The organism is Caballeronia sp. DA-9 (assembly GCF_051615025.1).
Classification (GTDB): Bacteria; Pseudomonadota; Gammaproteobacteria; order Burkholderiales; family Burkholderiaceae; genus Caballeronia; species Caballeronia sordidicola.
The window spans coordinates 586,956-611,182 of record NZ_CP195133.1 but is presented as its reverse complement, the minus strand read 5'-3'; the positions used below and the strand labels follow the sequence as shown (position 1 = coordinate 611,182).

The following is a 24,227-nucleotide window of genomic DNA, read 5'->3' as shown; positions in this document are numbered from 1 at the left end:
CCTTATACGACCGTCGCAAGCGCAAAGGTCAAACCCAAACCCATGAGGGAAATAATCGTTTCGCAAAGCGACCATGTCTTGAATGTCTGGCCCACCGTCATGCCAAAGTATTCCTTCACAAGCCAGAAGCCGCCGTCGTTCACGTGCGAAAAAATCAGCGATCCACAGCCCGTGGCAAGCACCAGCAATTCAGCACTCACCGCGCCATGCGACGCCGCCGCTATGGGCGCGACAATTCCACATGCCGTGGTCATGGCGACGGTGGCGGAGCCTGTGGCAAGCCGGATCAGCGCGGCAACGAACCAGCCAAGCAGCAACGGCGACAAATGCGCGGCAGATGCAGTAGCAACCAGTTGCTGCGATATCCCGCTTTCACGCAGCACGTTCCCGAAGCCACCGCCCGCTCCTACAATCAACGTAATGCCCGCAATGGGCGCGAGGCAGTCGCCGCAGAACTTCTGGATCTGCTCGCGATTGAATCCACGTGAAGCGCCGAAGCTCCAGAAACTGAACAACACCGCAATAAGCAAGGCAACGTCCGCGTTGCCTACGAATTTCAGCAGGTTATTGGGCAGCGATTTGGGCGCGGAAACCAGGTCGGCCCAACTGCCAACCAGCATGAGGATGACCGGGAGCAAGATGGTAAACAGCGTAATCCCGAAACCCGGCAACTCGCGCGTTTCGCCTTCCTTGCGTGAATCTATAAACTGCGCCGCGAGCGGATTATTCTCAGGCAGCTTGATATGCTTGCTGATCAAGAGCGCAAACAGAGGACCCGCGACTATTGCAGTGGGAATGCCGACTATCAGTCCATAAGCGATCGTGCGGCCAATATCCGCGTGATACGCCTGCACGGCGAGCAACGCGGCCGGATGAGGCGGAATCAATCCATGCACCACGGAAAGACCGGCGACCATGGGCAAGCCGATCAGCAACAAGGACTTGTTGGTTCGTTTAGCCACGTTGAAGGCAATCGGAATCAGCAGCACAAAACCGACTTCAAAGAACACCGGCAGGCCGACGATGATCGCCACGCACATCATGGCCCAGTGGATATGCTTTTCGCCAAACCGGTCAATCAGCGTGTTCGCGATCCGCTCCGCGCCGCCGGACTCGGCCATCATCTTGCCGAGCATGGTGCCCAGGCCAACCACAATGGCAATGTGCCCGAGCGTGTTGCCGTTGCCGGTTTCGAACGCCTTAACAATGGTGTCCATTGGCATGCCAACGGCGAGACCCAGCAATAACGACACGATGATCAGGACAAGGAATGGATAGACCTTGAACCGCGTGATCATCAGTATCAGCAATGCTATGGCAATGACCGCGTACACCAGCAGCATGCTGCCGTGGACTGGCTCCATGAAAACGCCTCCGGATTTGTTCTAAAGAAATGCTGCGCCGCGGCGGACTCGCGTCATGCCTTCGCGCAGTCGACGTTCAACCGGGGGGATTTTACTTGCAGAGGGAGAAACGTGCCTTCCGGTCGCGTCCCAATGTGAAAAAGCCCCCGCGCAGTGAACGCAGGGGCTTCGTAGCCATCTTTGTGCCGCTTACTGGGCCGGCGCCAGCGTGCTGGCGGCACGCGCGAGGCGCGTTACCTCCTCCCAGTTCTGCGAAGCCAGCGCCGTCTTCGGCGTCAACCACGAGCCGCCAACGCACACCACGTTCGGCAACGCCAGGAAGTTCGGCGCGGTTTCGGCAGTAATGCCCCCTGTCGGGCAAAATTTCAGGCCGGGGAAAGGCCCGTTCAGCGCCTGGAGCATCGCAACGCCGCCTGCCTGTTGTGCTGGAAACAGCTTCACGATCTCATAGCCCAGTTCCAGGGCCACGATGATATCTGTCGGCGTCATGACACCGGGTAACAGCGGCAAACCGGCATCGAGAGCCGCCGAATGGATGTCCTTCGTCAATCCTGGCGAGACGCCGAATTGCGCGCCTGCTTTCTTCGCTTGCCCGCAATGCTCGGGCCGCGTAATGGTGCCAACGCCCACGACTATGTCATCCGCCAGTCCGCAAGCGCGTTCGATTGCCTCGAGTCCCGCCTTCGTGCGAAGCGTGATCTCGAGGACCTTGACGCCGCCTGCGTGCAATGCGCGCGACACGTTCTCGCCCTGTTCCGCCGATTCAAACGCCAGCACCGGTATGACCGGCCCAAGCCGCACAATCTCACTTACTGATCTCATCTCTTCTGCTCCTGTGGTTCGGATTCTGCACTTGCCCGGTTAGCCTGCTCGCCGACCATGGGACCAAACACCGACGCGCCAAGTTCCGCCTGCATGGCAGCGGCGCGGAATACTCCGAACAGTTCCCGTCCGAATCCGACCTCGTTCTGCGCCTGATGTGCCGGCTGTTCGACCGGGCGAGCGCTCCATTCGCCTGCATCGATCTCTATGTCCAGCACGCCCCTGTTTGCATCGATGACAATGGTGTCGCCGGTGCGCACCTTGCCCAACGGCCCCTGCAGCAACGCTTCCGGAGATATGTGGATAACCGCCGGCACTTTGCCCGACGCGCCGGACATACGCCCGTCCGTGACAAGCGCAACATGAAAGCCCTGGTCCTGCAAGACGCCGAGAAGCGGCGTCAACCGGTGCAACTCCGGCATGCCATTGGCGCGCGCCCCCTGAAAGCGGACGATAGCCACGAAATCCCGTTTTAGCTCGCCTCGGTCAAAAGCCTCTTGCACCTGCTCCTGCGAGTCGAAAACAATAGCCGGAGCCTTGACCTGCCTGTGAGCTTCCGCCACCGCCGATATCTTGATCACGCCGCGTCCCAGCTTGCCCTGCATCAGGCGCAGGCCGCCGTCGGGCGCAAAAGGTTCCTTGTGGCTGCGCAGCACTTTCGTATCGTGGCTGGTTGCGGAACCTTCGATCCATTGCAACTTGCCGTCGATCAATTTGGGTTCGCGCGTGTAATGGACGAGGCCGCGGCCCGCGACAGTTTGCACGTCCTCGTGCAGCAGACCGGCTTCCAGCAGATCCCGCACCAGGAACGCAATGCCGCCGGCTGCGTGGAAGTGATTCACATCGGCTTTCCCGTTCGGATAAATCCTCGCGGTGAGCGGCACGGCCTGCGAGAGTTCGTCGAAATCATTCCAGTCGATAACAATCCCCGCCGCCCGCGCTATTGCCACCAGGTGCAAGGTGTGATTGGTCGAACCACCCGTTGCCAGCAATGCAACAATGCCATTCACGATGGCTTTTTCATCGACCACATGGCCTACGGGCGTGTAGTGTCCGCGCTCAGCAGTCAACTCCAGCACTCGCCTCGCCGCCTCGGCTGTGAGCGCGTCCCTGAGCGGCGTGTGCGGATGAATAAACGCAGAGCCCGGCAGATGAAGGCCCATGACTTCCATCAGCATCTGGTTGCTGTTAGCCGTTCCGTAAAACGTGCAGGTGCCGTGGCCGTGATAGGCCGCGGCTTCTGCTTCCAGCAGCGCTTCACGGTCGCAGCCGCCGGTTGCGAACAACTGGCGGACCTTGGCTTTGTCGTCGTTGGTCAAGCCGCTGGTCATTGGACCGGCCGGCACGAAAATGGTCGGCAAGTGCCCGAATTGCAACGCTCCTATCAGCAAGCCAGGAACGATCTTGTCGCAAATACCGAGGCACAGGGCGGCATCGAACATATTGTGGGTCAGCGCCACGGCCGTGCTCATGGCAATGACTTCGCGCGAAAACAGCGATAGCTCCATGCCGGCATTGCCTTGTGTCACGCCATCGCACATGGCCGGCACGCCGCCCGCGAATTGCGCAACGCCGCCGGCCTCGCGCGCCGCTTGCTTGATGATGTCGGGATAATTCTTGAACGGCGCGTGGGCCGAAAGCATCTCGTTGTAAGACGAAACAATGCCAATGTTCGGCTCGCGAATTGACCGGATCGAAATCTTTTCCTGACCCTCCATGGCGGCAAAACCGTGCGCGAGGTTGGCGCACGAAAGCGCGCCGCGAGCTGGAAAATGGCCTTGTGCGCCGGCGATTCGGGCCAGATAGGCCGCGCGCGTCGGCTTGCTGCGCTCGATCACACGTTTGGTGACCTTGGCGAGATGCGAATGAGGGGAAACCATCGAGACTCCTTCGCCTGGGGTCGGCGAACATCCGGGCATGCCGGGATGAAATTTGCTCAAACGAGCGGATCAACCGGATCTTAGTAGAAAAACTACATTACCACCATCTGGAAAACCCCTACGCGCCTTGTTTTAAAGAGACGATACTCAACATCATGGATTGACGCGAACTTCGAACTGCAATTATTCATGTAGTTTTTGTACATATCCACGCGTCAGCTATAGTCCCTCCAAATTCCAGCATAGGCGAGATTCCTGATGTTGCTGTCCCAAGTCGAAGCAATGCGCGAGCAATTGCGCCCTTCCGAGCGCAAGCTTGCAGATTACGTGATCGACGCTCCGCGAGAAGTGGTGGACCTCGCAATGACCGATTTCGCGAGGCGCGCCGGTGTTAGCCAGCCGACTATCGCCCGTTTCTGCCAGGCGTTGGGCTTTTCAGGTTTCCGCGAGTTCAAGATCCGGCTGGCCCAAAGCATTGCCTCCGATGTTCCCGCGCCCTCCGTTTTTCGCGACGTCCGGGCCGACGAACCCGCCGCCGGCGTGGCGGCCAAAGTTCTGGACCGGACAATTGGCGCGTTGTTGCAGGTGCGCAATAGCTTGTCGTCGGATAGCGTGGCGACAGCCATCTCGTTATTAGCCGATGCCCGGCGTATCGAATTCTATGGTGCGGGCGGCTCGGGTATCGCCGCGCTCGACATCCAGCACAAGTTCTTCCGGCTCGGCGTGCCGAGCGTTGCCTATTCCGATCCACACACCTACACCACCTCCGCCGCGCTTTTGAGTGCTGGCGACGTGGTCGTCGTGATTTCAAATACAGGACGTACCCGAGACATTCTGGATGCGGTGAAGTCGGCGCTGGCTGGCAATGCGAAAGTGATCGCCATTACGCATGGCAATTCGCCGCTCGCCCGTATGGCAAGCGTCAGCCTGTTCGCGAATGTAGACGAGGACACCGATATTTTTTCGCCGATGACTTCGCGGATTTCGCATCTGGCGATTGGCGACATTTTGGCGGTCGGCGTGGCGCTGGCGCGCGGGCCCGACTTTGCAGAACGCCTGGCCGAGGCCAAGGACGTGCTCAACAAAAGACGCGTGGGTAACGCGCCATAACGGCTGGTTTCAAATAAAAAAAGCGGGTTCCTCGAAAGAAGAACCCGCTGAAATTACTACGGTACAGCAGAACAATCTAAATTTTCAGGTCTTCGGAAACCCAACTCTTCCGAACCGGGCTTCCAATCAAACCTTGCTTACCACTGGTACGAAGCACCTGCACCAACCGTCGTACCTGCTGCGCTCCAGCCTGCACCCACGCGCACCTTGATGTTTTGCGTAATGCGAGCCGTGCCGCCGATAGCCGTTGCTGCGTAGCCCTGGAACGTACCGCCGCCAATACCGATCGACAACGTCTTGTTCGCGTCGACGTCCGGGATCATGGTCAGCGCTGTGGCTGCCGCAATACCGCTGTACGCCTTGCGAGCAATACCGCCCACTGCCGAGTTCATCTGGTTCAGGTTGACTGCATCCGTACCTTGTGTACCCGCTGCTACGTTCGTGATCTGGCGTTCATTACCTGCCGAGCCAACCGACACGGTGTTGTCACGATCCGCCACCGAATGCGCACCCAATGCCACAGCGTTGTCTGCCGGAGCCGAGGCGCCGTTGCCGATAGCGATGGAGTCCTTGCCCGACGCACCGGCGTTGCCGCCGATTGCAATCACGCCGTCATTCGTACCCGTCGCACCGCCGCCGATCACGATTGCGTGATCGCCGGAAGCCGAAGCATTGTCACCCATGGCGATTGCGTCGCTGCCATTGGCCGATGCTGCTGCCGCCGGTGCACCGTCCTTACCATCTTTACCGTTGATGCCAATACCCGCGGTCCCGGTGGTGTTGAAGTTCTGCACCGTGTTTTGCAGGGCAGCGACTTCTGCATTCGTAGCGTACAACTGACCGCCCGTTACAGCGTCCGTGCTGTCAGCCGACGAGATATCGCCAGCCGCCAGGCCCGTCAACTTTGTACCAGCCGTGCCGTTACCAGCCAGGGTGATCTGGTCGTGTGCCGACGAGTCATACGCCACCGCGTTCGGGTTAGCGATTCCGCCACCGTTGGTGATGTTATTCACCGTGGTTTGCAGATTCACCAAGCTGTCCGTGTTGGAAGTAACGCGGCCGTCAAGGTTGGTGATTGCGTCACCAACGTTATGTACCGTGTCGCCACCCACGCTGAACGAAGGCTGCGTGATCGAACCATCAGGGTTCATCATTGCGCCGCCGCCGATTGCAGTAGCGAAGCTCGATGAAACACCAGCCAGTTGCGAGCCATTGATGGCGTCGAAACTCGACGAGTTCACAGCACCGGCAGCTACACCGGTAATCGTACGCTGAACACCCGACGAATTTGTCATGTCGACAACCGTGCCGTCAGTCATCTTGCCTACGGTGATGTTTCTCGTCGTAGCGTCTTGAGCGACCAATCCTGCGCCACCCGTATCCGCCGTGATTGCTGCAACCGCGCTGTTCAAGTCCGACAAGCCTTGGTCCACGTCCTTGAATGCATCGCCCACGTTATACGATTTGTGGTTGTTGATACTGTACGTCGGACCGGTTACAACACCCGCCGCGGAAATCGCCGCGCCGCCGCCCAGTGCATCAACTACGGGCTTCAACTGCGAGAAGTTCACTGCGTCCGTTGCCGTGGTACCAGCCTTCACGTTCGTGATCGTGGTGCCGGCCGCGCCGCCACCCAGCGTGACCTTGTCCATCGCCGTGCTGTCGTACGCCACGAACGAGTTCGTTGCATTGCCAGCCGTATCGACGTTCAAGCCTGCTGCCGTCAACTGCGCCAGGTTCACTGCGTCCGTTGCGGTTGTGCCTGCAACCAGGTTGTGAATCTGCGCGCCAGCCGAACCCGAGCCCAGCGTCACGCCAGTCTTGGCCGTGGTGTCATACGCCACAAACGCGTTGGTTGCGTTGCCGTTCGTGTCAACGTTAAAGCCTGCTGCCTTCAACTGCGCCAGGTTCACTGCGTCCATGTCAGCGGCACCCGCCTTCACGTTCGCGATCGTCGTACCAGCCGAGCCGCCGCCCAGCGTGATCTTGCCCTTGGCCGTGGTGTCATACGCCACGAATGCGTTGGTTGCCTTGCCGTTCGTGTCAACGGTCAAGCCTGCAGCCGTCAACTGACCCAGGTTCACTGCGTCCGTTGCCGTGGTACCGGCCTTCACGTTTGCGATCGTCGTGCCAGCCGTGCCGCCACCCAGCGTGACCTTGCCCATTGCCGTGCTGTCGTACGCCACGAACGAGTTCGTCACCTTGCCTGCCGTGTCAACACTCAGACCAGCCGCCTTCAACTGCGCCAGGTTCACTGCGTCCATGTCAGCGGCGCCCGCCTTCACGTTCGCGATCGTCGTGCCGGCCGTGCCGCCACCCAACGTGACCTTGGTCTTCGCCGTGCTGTCATAGGCAACCGCGTTTGCATCCGTACCGCCGCCACTGACTGCTGCAGCATTGATGGCATCTGCAATCGTGTCATAGTTCTGACCGTTGACTTCGAACGTCGGCGCTACGACCTTGCCGTCCGGCCCAACTGCCGCGCCACCACCAATTGCTGCGGTCACGCCCTTCAACTGACCCACGTTCACTGCGTCTGTGTCATTCTGACCTGCAGCCATGTTGACGAGACGGCGGGTGTTAGCCTGGTTCTTGATGGTGTACGCAACACCTTGTGCGTCGTACGCCGTGTAAGAACTCGTGCCGTCATTACCAACCGAAACGGTGTTCGCCGTGTTTGCCACCGAGCCTGAGCCCAGCGCAACCGCGTCAGCCGCCGACGTGTAAGCCTGCACGCCTACAGCCGTGGAGCTCGTGCCCTTGGAGTATGCGTTCGAGCCAACTGCAATTGATGCAAGTCCTTCTGCACGCGCTACGTCCGACGGCGGCGTTGAACCCGTAGCGTCACCCATACCCGCCACCTGCGAGTAGTAGGCAGCGGTCTTGTATGACAACGCCAAACCGGTCGTAACTACGCCTGATCCCGATGTAGCCTGCAAAAGATGTACACCCTGGACCATTTGCGGAGAGGCGCTACCGGTCTGGTTCACGATGTCGTTCACCTGACCAACGCTCGCTGCGTCCGTGTCCTGAATGCCGTTTGCTACGTTGCTGATCACGGTGCCAACAGGCAACAAGCCTTGCTTGCGATCGCCGTTCTTGAAGTACGTGCTGTTGCCCGTACCTGCATTGAGCGTCACGTTCGGCTTACCGGAGGCGATAGAACCTGCCGTGTAAACCACCGCCGGGGTCGTTACATTGCCGCTTGCGTCGAGCGTAAAGCCTGCCGACTTGAGCTGGGACACTGCAACTGCGTCCGAATTAGCGATGCCAGCCTTGAGGTTGGTGATGGTCGTGCCAGCCGTGCCGCCGCCCAATGTGACCGAGTTCTTGGCCGTGCTGTCGTATGCCACGAATGCGTTGGTTGCCTTGCCGTTCGTGTCAACGGTAATGCCTGCTGCTGTCAACTGACCCAGGTTCACTGCGTCCGTTGCCGTGGTACCTGCCTTCACGTTCGACAACGTCGTGCCAGCCGTGCCGCCGCCCAGCGTAACCTTCGCCTTCGCCGTGGTGTCATACGCCACGAATGCGTTGGTTGCTTTGCCTGCCGTGTCAACAGTCAGGCCTGCTGCCGTCAATTGACCCAGATTCACTGCATCCGTTGCCGTGGTGCCTGCAACCAGGTTGTGAATCTGCGCGCCAGCCGTACCCGCACCCAACGTCACTCCAGTCTTGGCCGTGCTGTCGTACGCCACGAATGCATTGGTTGCCTTGCCGGTCGTGTCGAAGGTGATACCTGCTGCCGTCAACTGACCCAGGTTCACTGCGTCCGTTGTCGTGGTACCTGCCTTCACGTTCGCCAACGTCGTGCCGGCCGTGCCGCCACCCAGCGTGACCTTGCCCATCGCCGTGGTGTCGTACGCCACGAACGAGTTCGTAGCCTTGCCGTTCGTGTCAACGTTCAACCCTGCTGCCGTCAACTGACCCAGGTTCACTGCATCCGTTGCCGTGGTGCCTGCAACCAGGTTGTGAATCTGCGCGCCAGCCGTACCCGCGCCCAGCGTCACGCCAGTCTTGGCGGTGCTGTCGTATGCCACGAATGCGTTGGTTGCCTTGCCCGCCGTGTCAACAGTCAGGCCTGCTGCCGTCAACTGACCCAGGTTCACTGCGTCCGTTGCCGTGGTGCCTGCAACCAGGTTGTGAATCTGCGCGCCAGCCGTACCCGCGCCCAGCGTCACGCCCGTCTTGGCCGTGCTGTCGTACGCCACGAATGCGTTGGTTGCCTTGCCGTTCGTGTCAACGGTCATACCTGCTGCCGTCAACTGACCCAGGTTCACTGCGTCCGTTGTCGTGGTACCTGCCTTCACGTTCGTAATTGTGGTGCCTGCCGTGCCGCCACCCAGCGTGACCTTCGCCTTCGCCGTGGTGTCATACGCCACGAACGAGTTCGTCGCATTGCCATTCGTGTCAACGTTCAACCCTGCTGCCGTCAACTGACCCAAATTGACCGCGTCGGTAGTTGTCGTGCCGGCGGCCAGATTTACGATTTTGCGTTGCAGCGTTGCGTTACCAACCGACACCGTGTTTGAGGCAGTTGCGACCGAACTCTGACCCAGTGCTACCGAGCCCGAACCCGTTGCCGAGCTGTCCATGCCGAGCGCAATGGCGGCCGCACCCCTTGACGTGGCGTTCTTGCCCACTGCGAGGCCACCGTCGTTGATGGTGTACGAGTTAGCGCCAATCGACGTGCCGCCATTTCCAGCCGTTGCATTCGGGCCGAACGCGAAACTGTCCGTGCTTGCCTGGCTGTTCGCGCCAATAGCAACGCCCGATCCAATAGCGTATGCCGAATCGCCAATCGCCATACCGCCAATCTTGGTAGGCGCTGCTGGGTCGACATCAACCAATGAATCGACGCCGATCGCCACGCCGTCGGAGATGTTGGAGGCCGCGCCGTTGCCCAGGATCGCTGTGTCGGCAGCCATTGCGGCGCCAGCGCCTGCCAGGCTCATGCCGCCAACAGCGACCTGCGCCAGGATGGCCTTGGAAATAGCTGTCTTGGCGCGCTTGCTTTTGCTGCGGCCGGTTGCCAGTTCCGAAACTGCGACCCATGATCCTGTCGATTCATTCCAGACTGATTTGTATGACTTGTTCATGCTGTATACCTTTTACAAAAAATAGAAAATCGCCTTGCGGCTCGGCAGAATCGATCGCCACCTTTATTTCGGATGACCAATGCGTGTGTAGCTTCCGCGTAACGCTCGGCATTCGATGCTTTCCGGCCAATCCGGACCGAGCACTGAAACCGGGGTTACATTCGAAAACCCGGTTGTTGTGAACGCATACGGACTATAGGTTTTGAACCGCAGAGACTTAATGCGAAAACTCCTAATTTTTGTCCCACGATTCAAACTAAATTGTCCAGTCAAATCAAACGTGATCCGGCCGCTAGCGCCAGTACTCGCTGAGTGTGCCGGGAACGTTGCCGCATAACGCTTTGCGCGTAAATTCAAGCAATTTCCTGCGATTAAATCGCGCTGGTAAGACATTTCTTAAAATGACGGACGTTGCACCCCGGCAACATGATTCACCGTCGAATCATGAAAAAACGGAAATGAATGTGAATGTTCAGAAAATAATTGTTTCGATAATTCGATATGCTATTTAAAGGCATTTCTAATCAAATAATGAAAAAGGCCATTTAACGAATCATCGTTAAATGGCCTTCGAATCAAAACCCGTCATCACATAAGAGAGTCTTCACACCGCTTTTATTAAAATAAAGCGCTTGTCCTTATATCAATCGCCCTTCAACCAGGTATCAATCGTTCCGTTATTCAGGTGAATTTTCAGAACGGCCTGATAAGCGTCGAATTGCGCAGTCGTCGCGTTGACCTGGTTGTTGTAAAACTCGCTTTCAGCCGACAACACGTCGAGCAAGGTGCGACGGTTCAGGTGGTACCACTGCTCGAAGTACTGCTTGCGGATCAGGTCGGTATCGACCACGAGACCAGCGTACAGCTTTGCACGGGTGCTAAGCGCGATAGCGTCGCGATGCGCGTCCCGAACCTTGTATTCCGAGTCGAGTTGAAGCTGGTCCCGCTTGTCGCTGCTCGAGTCGGCGCGAGCCAGTGCCGCACGCTGGCTGCCGCCCTGGAACGGCGTCCAGGAAAGCTGCAGCATGGTTGACCACGGCTGTCGATTGCCGAAAACATCCGACGCCGTATTCTTGTTGATCACCCAGTTCAGCTTGGGCAGCCCATCCGCACGAACAGACTTGGCGTTCAACTTCGCCGACTCCGCCTCAGCGGTCAATTCCTGAATCTGAGGATTCGTCGCGATAGCAGCGACCGCATTGTCAAGGCTATCGAGCTGAAATTGCCACTGCGTGCCTGCAGGCATGGGCGTCGGCTCGTTGCCAACGAGCTTGTTCACCGTAAGCTGTAGCGAGCGCACTTGCGCGGCCACAATTTCCTGCGATGTCTGCGCCTGCAGCAAGCGCGACTTGGCCTCGGTCAGTTCGCTCATGCGCCCCTGGTCCACCTTGACAATCTCGGCCAGCATGGCGACCAACTGCGACATACGTTTCACATAGCTCTCGCCGATTATGTAGATCTGACGGTTCTTGGCCAGCTCGATCAAATTGGACGAGACGTCGTACGCATTCTGCTGCGAGACCGACTGGTAATAGAACTCGGCGGCATCGGCGGTCTTCTGGCGGCTGCTGATGCTTTTGCTTGTCTTCCCCCAGTCATAGATCATCGTGGTAACGGCGATACTGGCGGTTGGCCGGTTGTACTGGTTGAAACTCGCACTGTCACCAGTGATGCTCGGAGAATTGCCGTTGAGCTGAACCTGCGGGTAACGCTGCCCCTTTACCTGATCGACATCGAATTTGGCCGCTTCCCAATCGTTACGGGCCTGCTTGATGGTCGGACTGCGTGCGGCGGCGGCTTCTGCCGCGTTGCGCAGCGCTGCCCGCACCGCCTGTTCAGGAACCACTGCCTGGTCGCCAAAGTTGCGCGTACCTGCCCCCTGGCCGAGCCAATCCGAGTATTCGTCCGCCGGGCGCGCGTTGCGCGGCGCGTGGCGGGCGCCGGAAATCGAGCCTGTCGCGCCAATGGTTGGCTGTCCGTCAGGCACCACTTGTCCTGATCCGGCCTGGTGTACGGACGGCGCAGCACGTTTTGACGGCACGACCGTCATTTCGTCGTCCACCACGGCCGCGGCACCGGTGGCAAGCGACCCGCGCAGCGATTGCAGATCGGCCTGCAGGTTGGGCGCGCGGTTCGCGGTGGAAGATGCCGGCGCCGGTGCCGACTCGGACATCCGAATCGGCGACGAAGCAACGCCCATGCGCGGCGAGTCGGGGCGAGTCCATCGCGGCGCTTCCACTGGAGCGGGTACGGGATTGGCGAGCGCGGCGTCCACCGGCATGGTTGCGCCGGCCAGTCCGAGGTCAGCAAACCCTCTCGCCTGTACTTGGCGCGGTGCGTTTGCATCGGAAACGGGCGACTGCGGCGCCAGAGCGCCAGGCACCGGCTGAGGCAGCGATACAGCAACGCGGCTACCAGCGGAAGCGACTGCCGCCACAGGCAGCGGCGCGCCTGAGGCCATCGGTTTTTGTGCCGGTTCTGGAGCTACCGCACGGGCAAGCGCCGCCACACCAGCCATTGCATTGGCCGACGCGGTCCCTTGTGTCAACGGCAACTGCTGCGGCATCCAGGCCATTTCGTCGAGCGCGGACTTGGCTTTCGCTTCAGGAGCGATGAACGCGAGCGTTACAGCGCCTGTGCCAATCAACACGCTTGCTGCGCTGAAGACGGTCCGCTGTGGGGTTGTCGGGTAGGGAAGCTTGACGCGCAGCCCTCCCCGGGCACGGACCGGCCGTGCACTTTTGTTGTGATCTGACATGGTGGCTTATCTCTCGCGAAACGCTTCACGCGACTTGAATATGGGCTTCAGCAAATACGAGAGAACGGTCTTTTCGCCAGTGCGAATCTCAACGTTTCCGGTCATGCCAGGAATGATGGGCAAGTGTTTGCCAGCGGCTGTAAGTTCACTTTTTTCCGTCAGGACCCGAACCCGGTAGTACACCGCATCCGGCTTTCCAGGCGCAGCCTTTTCGTCCGTCAACGTATCCGGGCTAACGTCGACCACGCGGCCCTTTAGACCACCATAGATACCGAAGTCATATGCCGAAATCTTGACCATGGCCGGCAGGCCCGGATGAATGAACGCGACGTCCTGTGGCTTGATGTGCGCCTCCACCATCAACTGGTCGGCGTACGGAACAATGCTCATGATCTGCGCCCCTGGCTGGATCACTCCGCCAATCGTCGTAACCTTGATGTCCTTGATCGTTCCCTTCACCGGCGCGACGAGCGTTGTGCGCTGAAGTACATCCGCGCGGCCCACGAGGTTTTCCTTGGTCTGCGAGAGTTCAAGCTCGAGACGCGAAAGTTCGTCGTTGGCGTCGGACTGATACTTGTTGCGGCGATCGACGATCTGGGATTGCAAATCATTGGCGCTTCGCTTCATACGCAGAATTTCCGTGACCGAGATCAGGCCGCGCGCGGCAAGCGGCTCGGTCATGTTGATTTCGTTCATTGCGAGGCCATAGCTCTTTTGAAGCGATGCAACCGTATCCTCAAGTGCGCGCCGCCGTGCCTGGTACGTCTGGGTTTCGCTGAGCACAATGCCTTTGTCCTGCAGAACGTCGGCGGGAAACACGAGCGTGGTGTGATTCGCTTCGGCGCGCAGACGGGCCACCTTCGCTTCCAGGCCAATCAGCTTTGCCTGACCTTCCGCATACGACGAATCGGCGCGCTTCGGGTCGATGTTCAGCAGCAGTTGCCCTTTTTCGACCACATCACCTTCTTTCACATTCATGTCGGCGAGGATGCCGCCTTCGAGGCTTTGGATGATCTGCTCACGGCTAACCGGAATGACCTTTCCTTGCCCTTGCGTGACCTCTTCGACGTGAGCAAATTTGGCCCACACCAACCCGCCGACAATCACCGCCGCGACCAGGTACAGCACGGCGAGCGTGCCAGGGATCGACTGCGCGAGAAGCGACTCGCGCAAGTCGTTCAAATAAGCGAGATGCGCGGGATGGACCCCGGCATCGGCGTTCTTCCTGCGCCCTGCTGGCGTCAGCGACCGGAACGCGCGGATGAGTTTGGTAGATGTTTCATGACGGTTCCTTCACGGCTTCGTTTGCCTGTACTGTGGGCTGCTGTGTATGAGTGACCGCTGCGTTAGCCGGAGCGCGCAGTGCCGCCATCACAGAATCCTTGGGACCGTCCGTCACGACCTTGCCTTCATCCATGACGATGATGCGGTCCACCAGTTGCAGCAAAGAAGGCCGATGCGTGACGACTACGAGTGTCGTACCCCGCGTCGCGTTTGCAAGATCATTGATAAATGCGGACTCGGTCTGGGTATCCATGGCGCTCGTGGGCTCGTCCATCAGCATCAGCGCGGGACGGGCTATGAGACTGCGGGCAAGCGCGACCAGTTGACGTTGTCCTCCCGACAGGCCATCGCCGTTTTCACCGATCGGCATGTTCCATCCGTGCGGATGTCCAGCGGCCATTTTGTCTATGCCCGTGAGCTTGCCAACTCGCAAGAGCTCGTGAATAGAAGCGTCAGGGCGCCCGATCATGACGTTTTCGCGAAGAGATCCGTAGAACAGGCGGCTGTCCTGTGCGACATACCCTACGTTCGCACGCCAGTCGGCCGGATCGATTTGCGAAATGTCGAGGCCGTCGCTGAAGACTTGCCCGCTCGTCGGCCGATAAAGGTTCGCCATTACACGCAGCAACGACGACTTGCCGCTCCCTACGCGGCCGAGAATGGCCACGCGCTCACCTGCTTCAATATTGATGTTGATGTTCTTCAGGAAGTCTTTCTTAGGACCATTGGCTATCGGATAGTGGAAGCCCATCTGACGCAATTCAATTGCGCCGGTGATGGCGGGATCCTTCAGATAAGCAACCTCGGGATCGCGCTCCGTGGGCAGCTTCATCAGTTTGCTCAGTGATTCAAGTGCAGCCTTGGACTGCTGGAAACGTACAGCCAGTCCGGCGACCTGCGCCAAAGGTGCAAGCGCGCGGCTTGCGAGGATCACGGAACCGATCAGCGCGCCTTGAGTCAGCTTGCCATCAGCGATCAGATACACGCCGGCCACCACAATCATCACTGTTTCGAACTGAGTGATCCATGACACGAAGTTCATGGCAAGCGCTGAGAGACGCTTTGATTTCATGGAGGTAGCGGAGGCTTTCGCGGAGAACAATTCCCACCGTTCCTGCATGTAGCGTTCGCCGCCGGTCGCCTTCAACGTCTCGAGTCCTTCCACTGTTTCGATCAGGACACCTTGCTTGAGCGACGATTCGCGCAGATTCTCCTTCATGACCTTCTTGAGCGGCCATTGGATAAACACGCTTACCCCGATGATCACCGGAATCAGCAATAGAGGGATAAACCCAAGCACGCCGCCGATCATGAAGATCACGGCAACGTAAAGAAACGTGAATGGCAGATCCGAAATGGTGGCGAGCGTGGCCGATGCCACGAAATCGCGTACCGATTCGAATTCGCGGAGCTGGTTCGCGAACGACCCGGAGGACGCCGGCTTATGCTCCATGCGAATGGCGACGGCTTTGCGGAACAGCATTGCACCCATGATGAGGTCGGCTTTCTTGCCGGCGACATCGAGCACATGCGCCCGCACATTGCGCGAAATGAACTCGAACAACATGGCGAGCGCCACGCCGATTGCGAGAGACCACAAGGTGGTGAACGCCTGGTTCGGCACCACGCGGTCATAGACGTTCATCGTGAAGAACGTGCCTGCCAATGCAAGCACATTGATGAGCAAAGCTGCGAGCGCCGCGCTCCAGTAGTAGCGCCGAAAACGCCAGAGCGTGCTCAGCAGCCAGTGCCCGTCGCCGTCGGACTCGGGCTGACCTGCACGCACGTCGGCTTTGCCGATCGGTTTTGCGAGCATCGCAAAACCTGTGTAGTTGTCCTTCAGCTGACTCACGCCGATGGTGGTCACCTGAGAGCCTGATTCGGGCAGGACTACCAGATACCCAGCCTCCATCTCGTCAGGTTCGCCCGGCTTGATTTCAGAGGCGGGCTTGATTTTCTTGACCGGTTCCGGCGCGCGGCCGATCAGGATGCAACCGCCGTGGTCCTTGCGAAACAACACCACGGGTAAAAGCAGCGGCGAGACCTCGGCCGGCTGGCGTTCGACAATTCCAGCGGAGAAGCCGGCCTGCTCCATGGCAAGCTGCGCCTGTTTCGGCGATATAAAACGGCCTGTTGGCAAACCCGACAACATTGCGGCTTCGCTGGTCGGCTTACCGTGGTATGCCGTCATCCAGACGAGGCTTTTCAGCAAGGTATCGTCAACCTTCTGGTTAAGCGCAAATCCTTCCTCGCCGCCATCGGGTTGATTGGGCGACGTTGCGCCCGGTACATCTTTTTTCATGGCATTTAACTATAGAGCGACCGGACGGGAGATGGCCTCGGGATCGGTCGGGGTGGATGCGTCGCTCAAGGCGGCGCGGATCGATTCATCGCGCAATGCAGGCTTTTCAGCGGACGCATTATGTGCATCGCATTGAGCATCGAAAATCGGAAGCGTCCTAAATACAAATCGTGCAAGAAATCCACAACGGCTAATCAAGATGTGGACTTAATGCGATGGATTCATTTTGTTCGCCGAGGGACAAGAGAACCATGAGAACTATCCCAATTGCCGGTGATCGATACTCGCGAAATGAGCGTGTCTCCGTGACGGCTTGTGCGCAGACGGACAGGAAACCGACTTGCAACTTGGCGTATGCGGACGGGAAGGTAAGAAAGGAAGGCGGCTTCGACCGCCGTTTCTGTGTTTTAACTAGATTGATGCGGACAACGACTGCTCAGCCGATAGCAACTTCGCGCATGCATCTCTTTTCAATGCCAGTCTCTTTCGATTACCAGGGTTATGCTCTAGCACCATGCATCAACGAGGGATCTCAATGTCCAACAACGTTCCATTGCTTGAAATATGTGCCGGCTCGGTGACTTCGTGCGTTGCGGCGCAGGAGGGTGGCGCGGATCGTGTCGAACTGTGCGACAACCTGCTCGAGGGTGGCACCACGCCTTCTTACGGCACGCTCGCAAGCGCGAGGGACGTTTTACGAATACCGTTGAACGTCATCATTCGTCCGCGTGGGGGCGACTTCCTGTATTCGGAGGTGGAATTCGACGTAATGGAGCGTGACGTCCTTGCCTGCACACAACTTGGCGCGGACGGCGTGGTGATTGGTCTGCTCACTGCTGACGGCGATATCGATGTACCCCGCACCCGGCGTCTGGTTGAACTTGCCGCACCCATGTCCGTTACGTTCCACCGGGCGTTTGATGTCGCGCGCAATCCGCTTCGCGCGCTGGAAGATATTATTTCTGCGGGCTGCAACCGGCTTCTCACATCCGGCCAGGAAGCGAGCGCACCGCAAGGCGCGGCGCTGATAACCAAGCTGCGCGAGGTCGCGGCGGACCGGCTCGCGATCATGCCTGGCGCGGGAATCCGGCTGAACAACATTGCGCAACTGGTTACTGAGACTAGGTGTGTCGAATATCACACTTCCGGCCGCGCGCCGTTCGCAAGCGGCATGCGCTATCGCAATGAGCGCGTGAAGATGGGCGGCCCGGGGCAGGATGAGTATGCGATGGTGGAAACTTCGCAGGACCTGGTGAGACAGATCCGCGTTGAAGCAGATCAGGCATGGGAACGTGTGCACCGCTCAGCCTGACTTGGCAGCAATCCAGGTTAGAAGGGCTTCAAGACAACCAGGAGCGTCGCACCAAGCAATCCAAGAACCGGGAATTCGTTATACATCCGATACCATTTATGAGAACGCCTGTTTTCGCCGCGCTGAAAGCGCCCAAGCAGAACGCCGCAATAGGCGTGGTAAATGATGACAAGCGCGACGATACCCAGTTTGGCATGCATCCACCCCTGCCCCTGCCCAATCCCCACCACCAGAAACAGCCACAAGCCGCACGCCAGCGCGGGCACTGCAATAAACGTCATGAACCGGAACAGCTTGCGCGCCATTTGCAACAGCCGTTGGGTCGCGGCGGTATCGGTTTCCATCGCAAGATTGACGAAGATCCGGGGCAGGTAAAACAGGCCGGCGAACCACGAGGCCACTAATACTATATGCAACGATTTGATCCAGAGCATCAGGGCCATTTTTTCGCTTGTATGTGTGCTTGTTAGCGTGTTCAGTTCTGCGATCAGTTACGGATTTCTCCGTGTCCAAACACGACGTATTTCAACGATGTCAATCCATCCAGTCCAACCGGACCGCGCGCATGGAGCTTGTCGTTTGAAATACCGATTTCCGCACCGAGGCCGAATTCGAAACCATCGGCGAAACGCGTCGATGCGTTGACCATCACGCTCGCCGAATCCACTTCGCGAAGAAAGCGCATGGCGCGGTCGTGATCCTCAGTGATGATGGCGTCGGTGTGATGCGAGCTGTAGGTATTGATGTGATCGATAGCGGCGTCCAGGCCGTCGACCAGCTTGATCGACAGAACCGGCGCGAGGTATTCGGTGCTCCAGTCGGCTTCGGTGGCGTCGACCAGCGCTCCGTCATGGCGCGCGTGGTCGAGCACGGCGCGGCTCGCGGCATCCACGCGCAACTCCACGTCCTTCGCCTTGAACGCTTTCGCGAGCAACGGCAACGCCTCTGCCGCAATCCCGCGCGCGATCAATAGCGTCTCCATGGTGTTGCAGGTTCCGTACCGGTGCGTCTTCGCGTTGTCGCAGACGTTGAGCGCCTTCGTGAGATCGGCGCGGTCGTCCACATAGACGTGGCAGATACCGTCGAGGTGTTTGATCATCGGCACGCGGGCTTCTTCCATCAGGCGCGCAATCAGGCTCTTGCCGCCGCGCGGCACGATCACATCCACGTATTCGGTCATGGTGATCAGCTTGCCCACCGCGGCACGATCCGCAGTCGATACAACCTGCACCGCGTCTTGCGGCAAGCCGGCTGCCTCCAGTCCTTCGCTGATCAGCTTCGCGAGGGCGGCGTTGCATTCGAGCGCCTCGGAACCGCCGCGCAGGATAGCCGCGTTGCCGGACTTCAGGCAAAGCGCGGCTGCATCGATAGTCACGTTCGGCCGCGACTCATAGATGATCCCGATCACGCCGAGCGGCACGCGCATCTGGCCGACCTGAATGCCAGTCGGCCGAAATTTCAACCCACTGATTTCACCAATAGGATCAGCCAGCGCGGCAACCTGCCGCAAGCCTTCGATCATTGTGTTCAACGCTTTATCCGAAAGCGTCAGCCGGTCGATAAACGCCGCGTCGTGGCCTTTATCGCGTGCACGGGCAAGATCTCGCGCGTTTGCGTCTTTCAACTCGGCGCGATCGCGTTCGATGGCGTCGGCGATGGCGTCGAGCGCGGCGTTCTTCGCAGCCGTGGAGGCCCGCGCCATGGCGCGCGAAGCGCGGCGCGCGCGGCGGCCAAGGCCGGTCATGTATTCGTCGATGCTGGTCATCGTCATTCTCTTGAAACGCTGATGCGCTCAAAGGCGCAAGGATAAGCCTGATTCTAAGCCGATGTTTAAGCCGATGTCAGGCCGGCCGCTTTGCCGGTGCTGCCTTGGCCAAGGCTTGCAGCGGACTGCCCGAGGACGCGACGGTCATCGCGAGTTCGAACATGCCGTCCCAGACATCGGGCGGCGGGTCGCCGGCACCGGCGCCGCCTCGTGGGCCGCTGCCGCCGGTCAGGCCCTTCACCTGACGGTCAAGCTTCGCCGCCAGCGACAACGCCTTTTCCAGCGCCGCCTCGCTCACGCGCGAGAGCGCCGGGCCGACCAGCCGTTCGCGCGGACCCCAGACCCGGTTTTCGCGCAAGAGCGTTGCAAGCGGCTTGCCCGCCGCCACGCCGCGTTTCATGCGCAGCAGCGTGCGCACTTCTTCAACCAGCGCCCAGATCACGAGCGTACCGGCTTCGCCCTCGCCTTTCAGCCCGTCGAGCATGCGCGTCAAACGGCCGACGTCGCCAGTCAGCATGGCTTCGTTCAGCTTGAACACGTCGTAGCGCGCGACATTGAGCACGGCGTCATGGATCTGTTCGAACGTGAGAACACCCGTGGGGTACAAAAGCCCGAGTTTCTGGATTTCCTGATGCGCGGCGAGCAGATTGCCCTCCACCCGCTCGGCAATAAACACCAGCGCACGCCGCCCATCTTCTCCAGGCGCCACCCGCTGGTTCTGAGCGCTCAAGCGCTGCCCGATCCACATGGGCAACTGCGCGCGCTCGACCGGATCGATCTTCAGCGCGACACCCGGCCCGCTCAACGCCGTGAACCATGCGGACTTTTGCGTGGCGGCGTCGAGGCGCGGCAAGGTGATGAGCGTGAGAACGTCGGGGTTATCGGCGGCGGCCAGCGTCTTCAGCGCCTCGCCGCCTTCCTTGCCGGGCTTGCCCGTTGGAATGCGCAACTCGACCAGTTGGCGGTCGCCGAACAGCGACATCGACTGGCTTGCGCCCAGCAGCGAACTCCAGTCGAAATACCGGTCGACCACGAACACCGAGCGGTCCGTGAACCCTTGCGCCCGCGCCGACGCGCGAATCTTGTCCGACGCTTCCTGCACGAGCAGATGCTCGTCGCCATAAACGACGTACAGGCCTTTCAGCCCTTTCGCGAGGTGCGCGTCGAGCGCGTCGAGTCGGAGTTGCATGGTTGTCTGCGGCGTACGCGCTTAAAGCGGCGGCACAGGCAACGGCGCGCGCGGCGCGATGCCCGGCAACGCTTCGCTCGGCGCCGGATGCAGCGAACGCACGACAGCAAGCCGGCGCGTCAACTGATCGACGGCGTCGAACTGCATGTCGCGGAACAGCGTCTGCGCTTCCGTACCCTTCGCGAGCGTGAACTGGTCGCTATAGGTCAAGGCCCGGTTCAACGCGATCGTGCTGGGTGGAATCAGAAGCGTGCCGTCCGCGCCGACCATGGAATAGGACAGGTTGTAGTCAAGTTCGTATTCCTGCACGACGCCTTGCGCGTTCAGGCTCAACGTCCGCATGCCGGATCCGCCGCCCAGCGTGAGAATGGCGTCGGGTTTTTCAGATGCCTTGACAATCACCGTGTCGCTGCCGCCTTCCACCACGCGCTGCAAGCGTCCGAGCATCTCCGGCGTGCCGCCGTTGATGGCGAGCCGCTTGAACGCGTAATCCTGCTGGCCGCGCAACTGGAAACCGCATGCGCAGAGCAGCAATGCGCCGCACGCCAGCGAAAGAATCGACCGCCGGCTGATGGTGACGCTCCCGGCGGTTTTTGTCTTCGTCCGAGTGTGGGTCGAACCCAGGCCTTTGCTGCTCACAACGTCCTCCAGAATTTTCACGGCACGCGAACTCAGGCTCATACGACCACGTTGACCAGTCGGCCCGGAACGACAATAACCTTCTTCGGCGTCCGCCCTTCCGAGAATTTCTCGAACATCTCGTGCGCAACCGCCGCTTTTTCGATGTCCTCGCGCGACGCATCCTTCGCCATGGTCAACGACCCGCGCACCTTGCCGTTCACCTGCAGCACGAGTTCGATTTCGGACTGCTCCAGCGCCGCTTCATCCACCTTCGGCCAGGGTGCGTCGAGCAAGCTGCCGAATACGCTGGCGTAACCGAGTTCCTGCCACAACTGGAACGTGATGTGCGGCACGACCGGATACAGCACGCGCAGCAACACGCCAAAGGTCTCGTTGACAACAGCGGGCGTTGCGTCTTTCGCGCTGTCCACGGCGTTCAACATCTTCATGGCCGCCGATACAACCGTGTTGTACTGCAAACGGCCATAGTCGAAATCGGCTTGTTTCAGGATGGTGTAGATCTCGCGGCGCAGCGTGCGATCTGAATCGTTGAGTTTCGATGTATCGAGCTTGCCATGCATTTTGAGCGCGTCCGCACGGCCATGCGCCAATTGCCATACGCGACGCAGGAAACGGCTCGCGCCCTCCACGCCCGTGCCCGACCACTCGAGCGATTGTTCGGGCGGTGCTGCAAACATCACGAAGAGGCGCGCGGTGTCAGCGCCGTAGGCATCGATCAGCGATTGCGGATCCACGCCATTGTTCTTCGACTTCGACATCTTCTCCACGCCGCCGATCACCACCGGCTGGCCGTCGGCGTTCAGCACCGCGCCGACCGGGCGGCCCTTGTCGTCGTGCGAAACGGTCACGTCCGCCGGATTGATCCACGTCTTCTTGCCCGCTGCATCTTCACGATAGTACGTCTCGTTCAGCACCATGCCCTGCGTGAGCAGGTTTTTCGCGGGTTCGTCGAAGCTCACCAGACCGAGATCGCGCATGACCTTGGTCCAGAAACGCGAATACAAAAGGTGAAGAATCGCATGCTCGATCCCGCCGATGTACTGGTCCATCGGCATCCAGTAATCGGTTCGCTCGTCGACCATCGACCTGGCGTCGGGTGCTGCGTAGCGCGAGAAGTACCATGACGAATCCACGAACGTATCCATGGTGTCGGTTTCACGTTTTGCCGGCGCACCGCACTTCGGACACGTGCAATTGACGAACGCTTCAGACTTCGCGAGCGGATTGCCCGTGCCATCCGGCACGAGGTCTTCCGGCAACACGACCGGCAAATCGGCTTCCGGCACCGGCACGTCGCCGCATGTGGCGCAATGGATGATCGGGATCGGCGTGCCCCAATAGCGCTGGCGGGAAATGCCCCAGTCGCGCAAGCGCCAGGTGATTTGTTTATCGCCGAAATTCTTCGCTTTCAGGTCTGCCGCGATTGCGTTGACGGCTTCCTCGAAGTCGAGGCCGTCATATTTGCCGCTGTTGACGAGCGTGCCCACGCCCTTTTCGCCGTACCACTCTTCCCATGCGTCCGTGCTGTAGGTCTTGCCTTCAACCGCGACGACCTGCCTGATCGGCAGATTGTATTTCTTCGCGAACGCGAAATCGCGTTCGTCGTGCGACGGCACGCCCATCACGGCGCCTTCGCCGTAGCTCATGAGCACGTAGTTGCCCACCCACACTTCGACCTTTTCCTGCGTCAGCGGATGCGTAACGAAGAAGCCCGTCGGCATGCCCTTCTTTTCCATGGTCGCGACGTCGGCTTCGGCCACGCCGCCGCGCTTGCATTCTTCGATAAACACTTGCAACGCCGGATTATCGCGAGCAAGGCGCGTTGCCAGCGGATGTTCCGCGGCGACTGCTGCGAAGGTCACACCCATGATGGTGTCAGCGCGCGTGGTGAAGACGCGCAGCAACTTGCTTTCGCCGTCGATCTCGTACGGGAAGCCGAAGTTCACGCCGAAGCTTTTGCCAATCCAGTTCTGCTGCATCACCTTCACGCGCTCGGGCCAGCCGAGACCGTCGAGGTCGCCGAGCAACTGATCTGCGTAATCCGTGATGCGCATGTAATACATCGGGATTTCGCGCTTTTCCACCAGCGCGCCCGAGCGCCAGCCGCGCCCGTCGATCACCTGCTCGTTCGCGAGCACGGTCTGGTCTTCAGGGTCCCAGTTCACCGTCCCGGTCTTCTTGTACGCAATGCCCTTTTCCAGCATCTTCAGGAACAGCCACTGGTTCCACTTGTAGTACTCGGGTTTGCAGGATGCGATTTCCCGCGACCAGTCGATAGCCAGTCCCATCGACTGCATCTGCTTCTTCATGTACTCGATGTTGTCGTAGGTCCACTTCGCCGGCGGCACGTTGTTCGCCATCGCGGCGTTTTCCGCCGGCATGCCGAACGCGTCCCAGCCCATCGGCATCAGCACGTTGTGGCCGTTCATGCGCAGGAACCGGTACATCACGTCGTTGATCGTGTAGTTGCGCACATGGCCCATGTGCAGCTTGCCCGACGGGTACGGCAACATGGACACGCAGTAGAACTTCGGCTTGTCGCTGGTTTCGGTCGACCGATAGACATCTTTCGCGCGCCAGTCGCTTTGCGCTGCGGATTCGACGTCGGCGGGTACGTATTTATCTTGCATGGTGTGGTCTTGGCGGTTTTGCCTTGCGGCGATGTGGCTGTGTTGCCTGGGTCTTGCCTGTGTTTTGCTTCAT

General features: G+C 59.5%; 14 protein-coding genes. 2 read left to right on the top strand and 12 right to left on the bottom strand.

The window, feature by feature from the left end; translation table 11 throughout:
• Positions 1-2: 2 nt before the first annotated feature.
• The 3 genes from ACRWA7_RS18960 to edd form a co-directional block, all read right to left on the bottom strand.
• Positions 3-1,364 (bottom strand): GntP family permease, encoded by a 1,362-nt coding sequence (locus tag ACRWA7_RS18960; RefSeq protein ID WP_438395461.1) that lies wholly within the window; start codon positions 1,362-1,364, stop codon positions 3-5.
• A 189-nt stretch (positions 1,365-1,553) separates the two neighbouring features.
• Positions 1,554-2,186: a bifunctional 4-hydroxy-2-oxoglutarate aldolase/2-dehydro-3-deoxy-phosphogluconate aldolase gene (gene eda / locus ACRWA7_RS18955; RefSeq protein ID WP_438395460.1), complete on the bottom strand. Its 633-nt coding sequence runs from the start codon at positions 2,184-2,186 to the stop codon at positions 1,554-1,556.
• Positions 2,183-4,066, bottom strand: a complete 1,884-nt coding sequence (gene edd, locus ACRWA7_RS18950; protein ID WP_438395458.1) for a phosphogluconate dehydratase — start codon at positions 4,064-4,066, stop codon at positions 2,183-2,185. The genes eda and edd overlap by 4 nt, the downstream gene beginning before the upstream one ends.
• A 258-nt stretch (positions 4,067-4,324) precedes the next feature.
• Here edd and ACRWA7_RS18945 point away from each other — a divergent pair, with 258 nt between their 5' ends.
• Positions 4,325-5,176: a MurR/RpiR family transcriptional regulator gene (locus ACRWA7_RS18945; RefSeq protein ID WP_438395456.1), complete on the top strand. Its 852-nt coding sequence runs from the start codon at positions 4,325-4,327 to the stop codon at positions 5,174-5,176.
• A gap of 137 nt (positions 5,177-5,313) precedes the next feature.
• On the opposite strand, the gene ACRWA7_RS18940 is transcribed toward ACRWA7_RS18945, so the two are convergent.
• From ACRWA7_RS18940 to ACRWA7_RS18925, 4 genes are all read right to left on the bottom strand, one after another.
• Complete coding sequence (locus ACRWA7_RS18940) at positions 5,314-10,272, bottom strand: beta strand repeat-containing protein (RefSeq protein ID WP_438395455.1); 4,959 nt, start codon at positions 10,270-10,272, stop codon at positions 5,314-5,316.
• 643 nt (positions 10,273-10,915) lie between these two features.
• Positions 10,916-13,030 (bottom strand): TolC family protein, encoded by a 2,115-nt coding sequence (locus ACRWA7_RS18935; protein ID WP_438395453.1) that lies wholly within the window; start codon positions 13,028-13,030, stop codon positions 10,916-10,918.
• A 6-nt stretch (positions 13,031-13,036) separates the two neighbouring features.
• Positions 13,037-14,212, bottom strand: coding sequence for an HlyD family type I secretion periplasmic adaptor subunit (locus ACRWA7_RS18930; protein WP_438395452.1), 1,176 nt, complete (start codon positions 14,210-14,212; stop codon positions 13,037-13,039).
• A 97-nt stretch (positions 14,213-14,309) separates the two neighbouring features.
• The gene (locus ACRWA7_RS18925; protein ID WP_438395451.1) at positions 14,310-16,616 is read right to left on the bottom strand and encodes a type I secretion system permease/ATPase; all 2,307 of its coding nucleotides are present in this window, start codon (positions 16,614-16,616) and stop codon (positions 14,310-14,312) included.
• A gap of 535 nt (positions 16,617-17,151) precedes the next feature.
• Between ACRWA7_RS18925 and ACRWA7_RS18920 the strand changes: the two genes are divergently transcribed.
• Positions 17,152-17,928, top strand: a complete 777-nt coding sequence (locus tag ACRWA7_RS18920) for a copper homeostasis protein CutC (protein WP_438395450.1) — start codon at positions 17,152-17,154, stop codon at positions 17,926-17,928.
• A gap of 17 nt (positions 17,929-17,945) precedes the next feature.
• On the opposite strand, the gene ACRWA7_RS18915 is transcribed toward ACRWA7_RS18920, so the two are convergent.
• The 5 genes from ACRWA7_RS18915 to leuS form a co-directional block, all read right to left on the bottom strand.
• Positions 17,946-18,362, bottom strand: a complete 417-nt coding sequence (locus ACRWA7_RS18915; RefSeq protein ID WP_438396693.1) for a CopD family protein — start codon at positions 18,360-18,362, stop codon at positions 17,946-17,948.
• A 53-nt stretch (positions 18,363-18,415) separates the two neighbouring features.
• On the bottom strand, positions 18,416-19,693 hold the full coding sequence (locus ACRWA7_RS18910; protein WP_208603336.1) for a glutamate-5-semialdehyde dehydrogenase: 1,278 nt from the start codon (positions 19,691-19,693) through the stop codon (positions 18,416-18,418).
• A gap of 76 nt (positions 19,694-19,769) precedes the next feature.
• Positions 19,770-20,882 carry a DNA polymerase III subunit delta gene (gene holA, locus ACRWA7_RS18905; RefSeq protein WP_438395448.1) on the bottom strand — a complete coding sequence of 371 codons (1,113 nt, stop codon included), beginning with the start codon at positions 20,880-20,882 and terminating at the stop codon, positions 19,770-19,772.
• A 21-nt stretch (positions 20,883-20,903) separates the two neighbouring features.
• Entirely contained in the window at positions 20,904-21,455 is a 552-nt protein-coding gene (locus ACRWA7_RS18900) for an LPS-assembly lipoprotein LptE (RefSeq protein WP_060859034.1), read from the bottom strand.
• A 104-nt stretch (positions 21,456-21,559) separates the two neighbouring features.
• Positions 21,560-24,154, bottom strand: a complete 2,595-nt coding sequence (leuS, locus tag ACRWA7_RS18895) for a leucine--tRNA ligase (RefSeq protein WP_060859018.1) — start codon at positions 24,152-24,154, stop codon at positions 21,560-21,562.
• Positions 24,155-24,227: the final 73 nt, after the last annotated feature.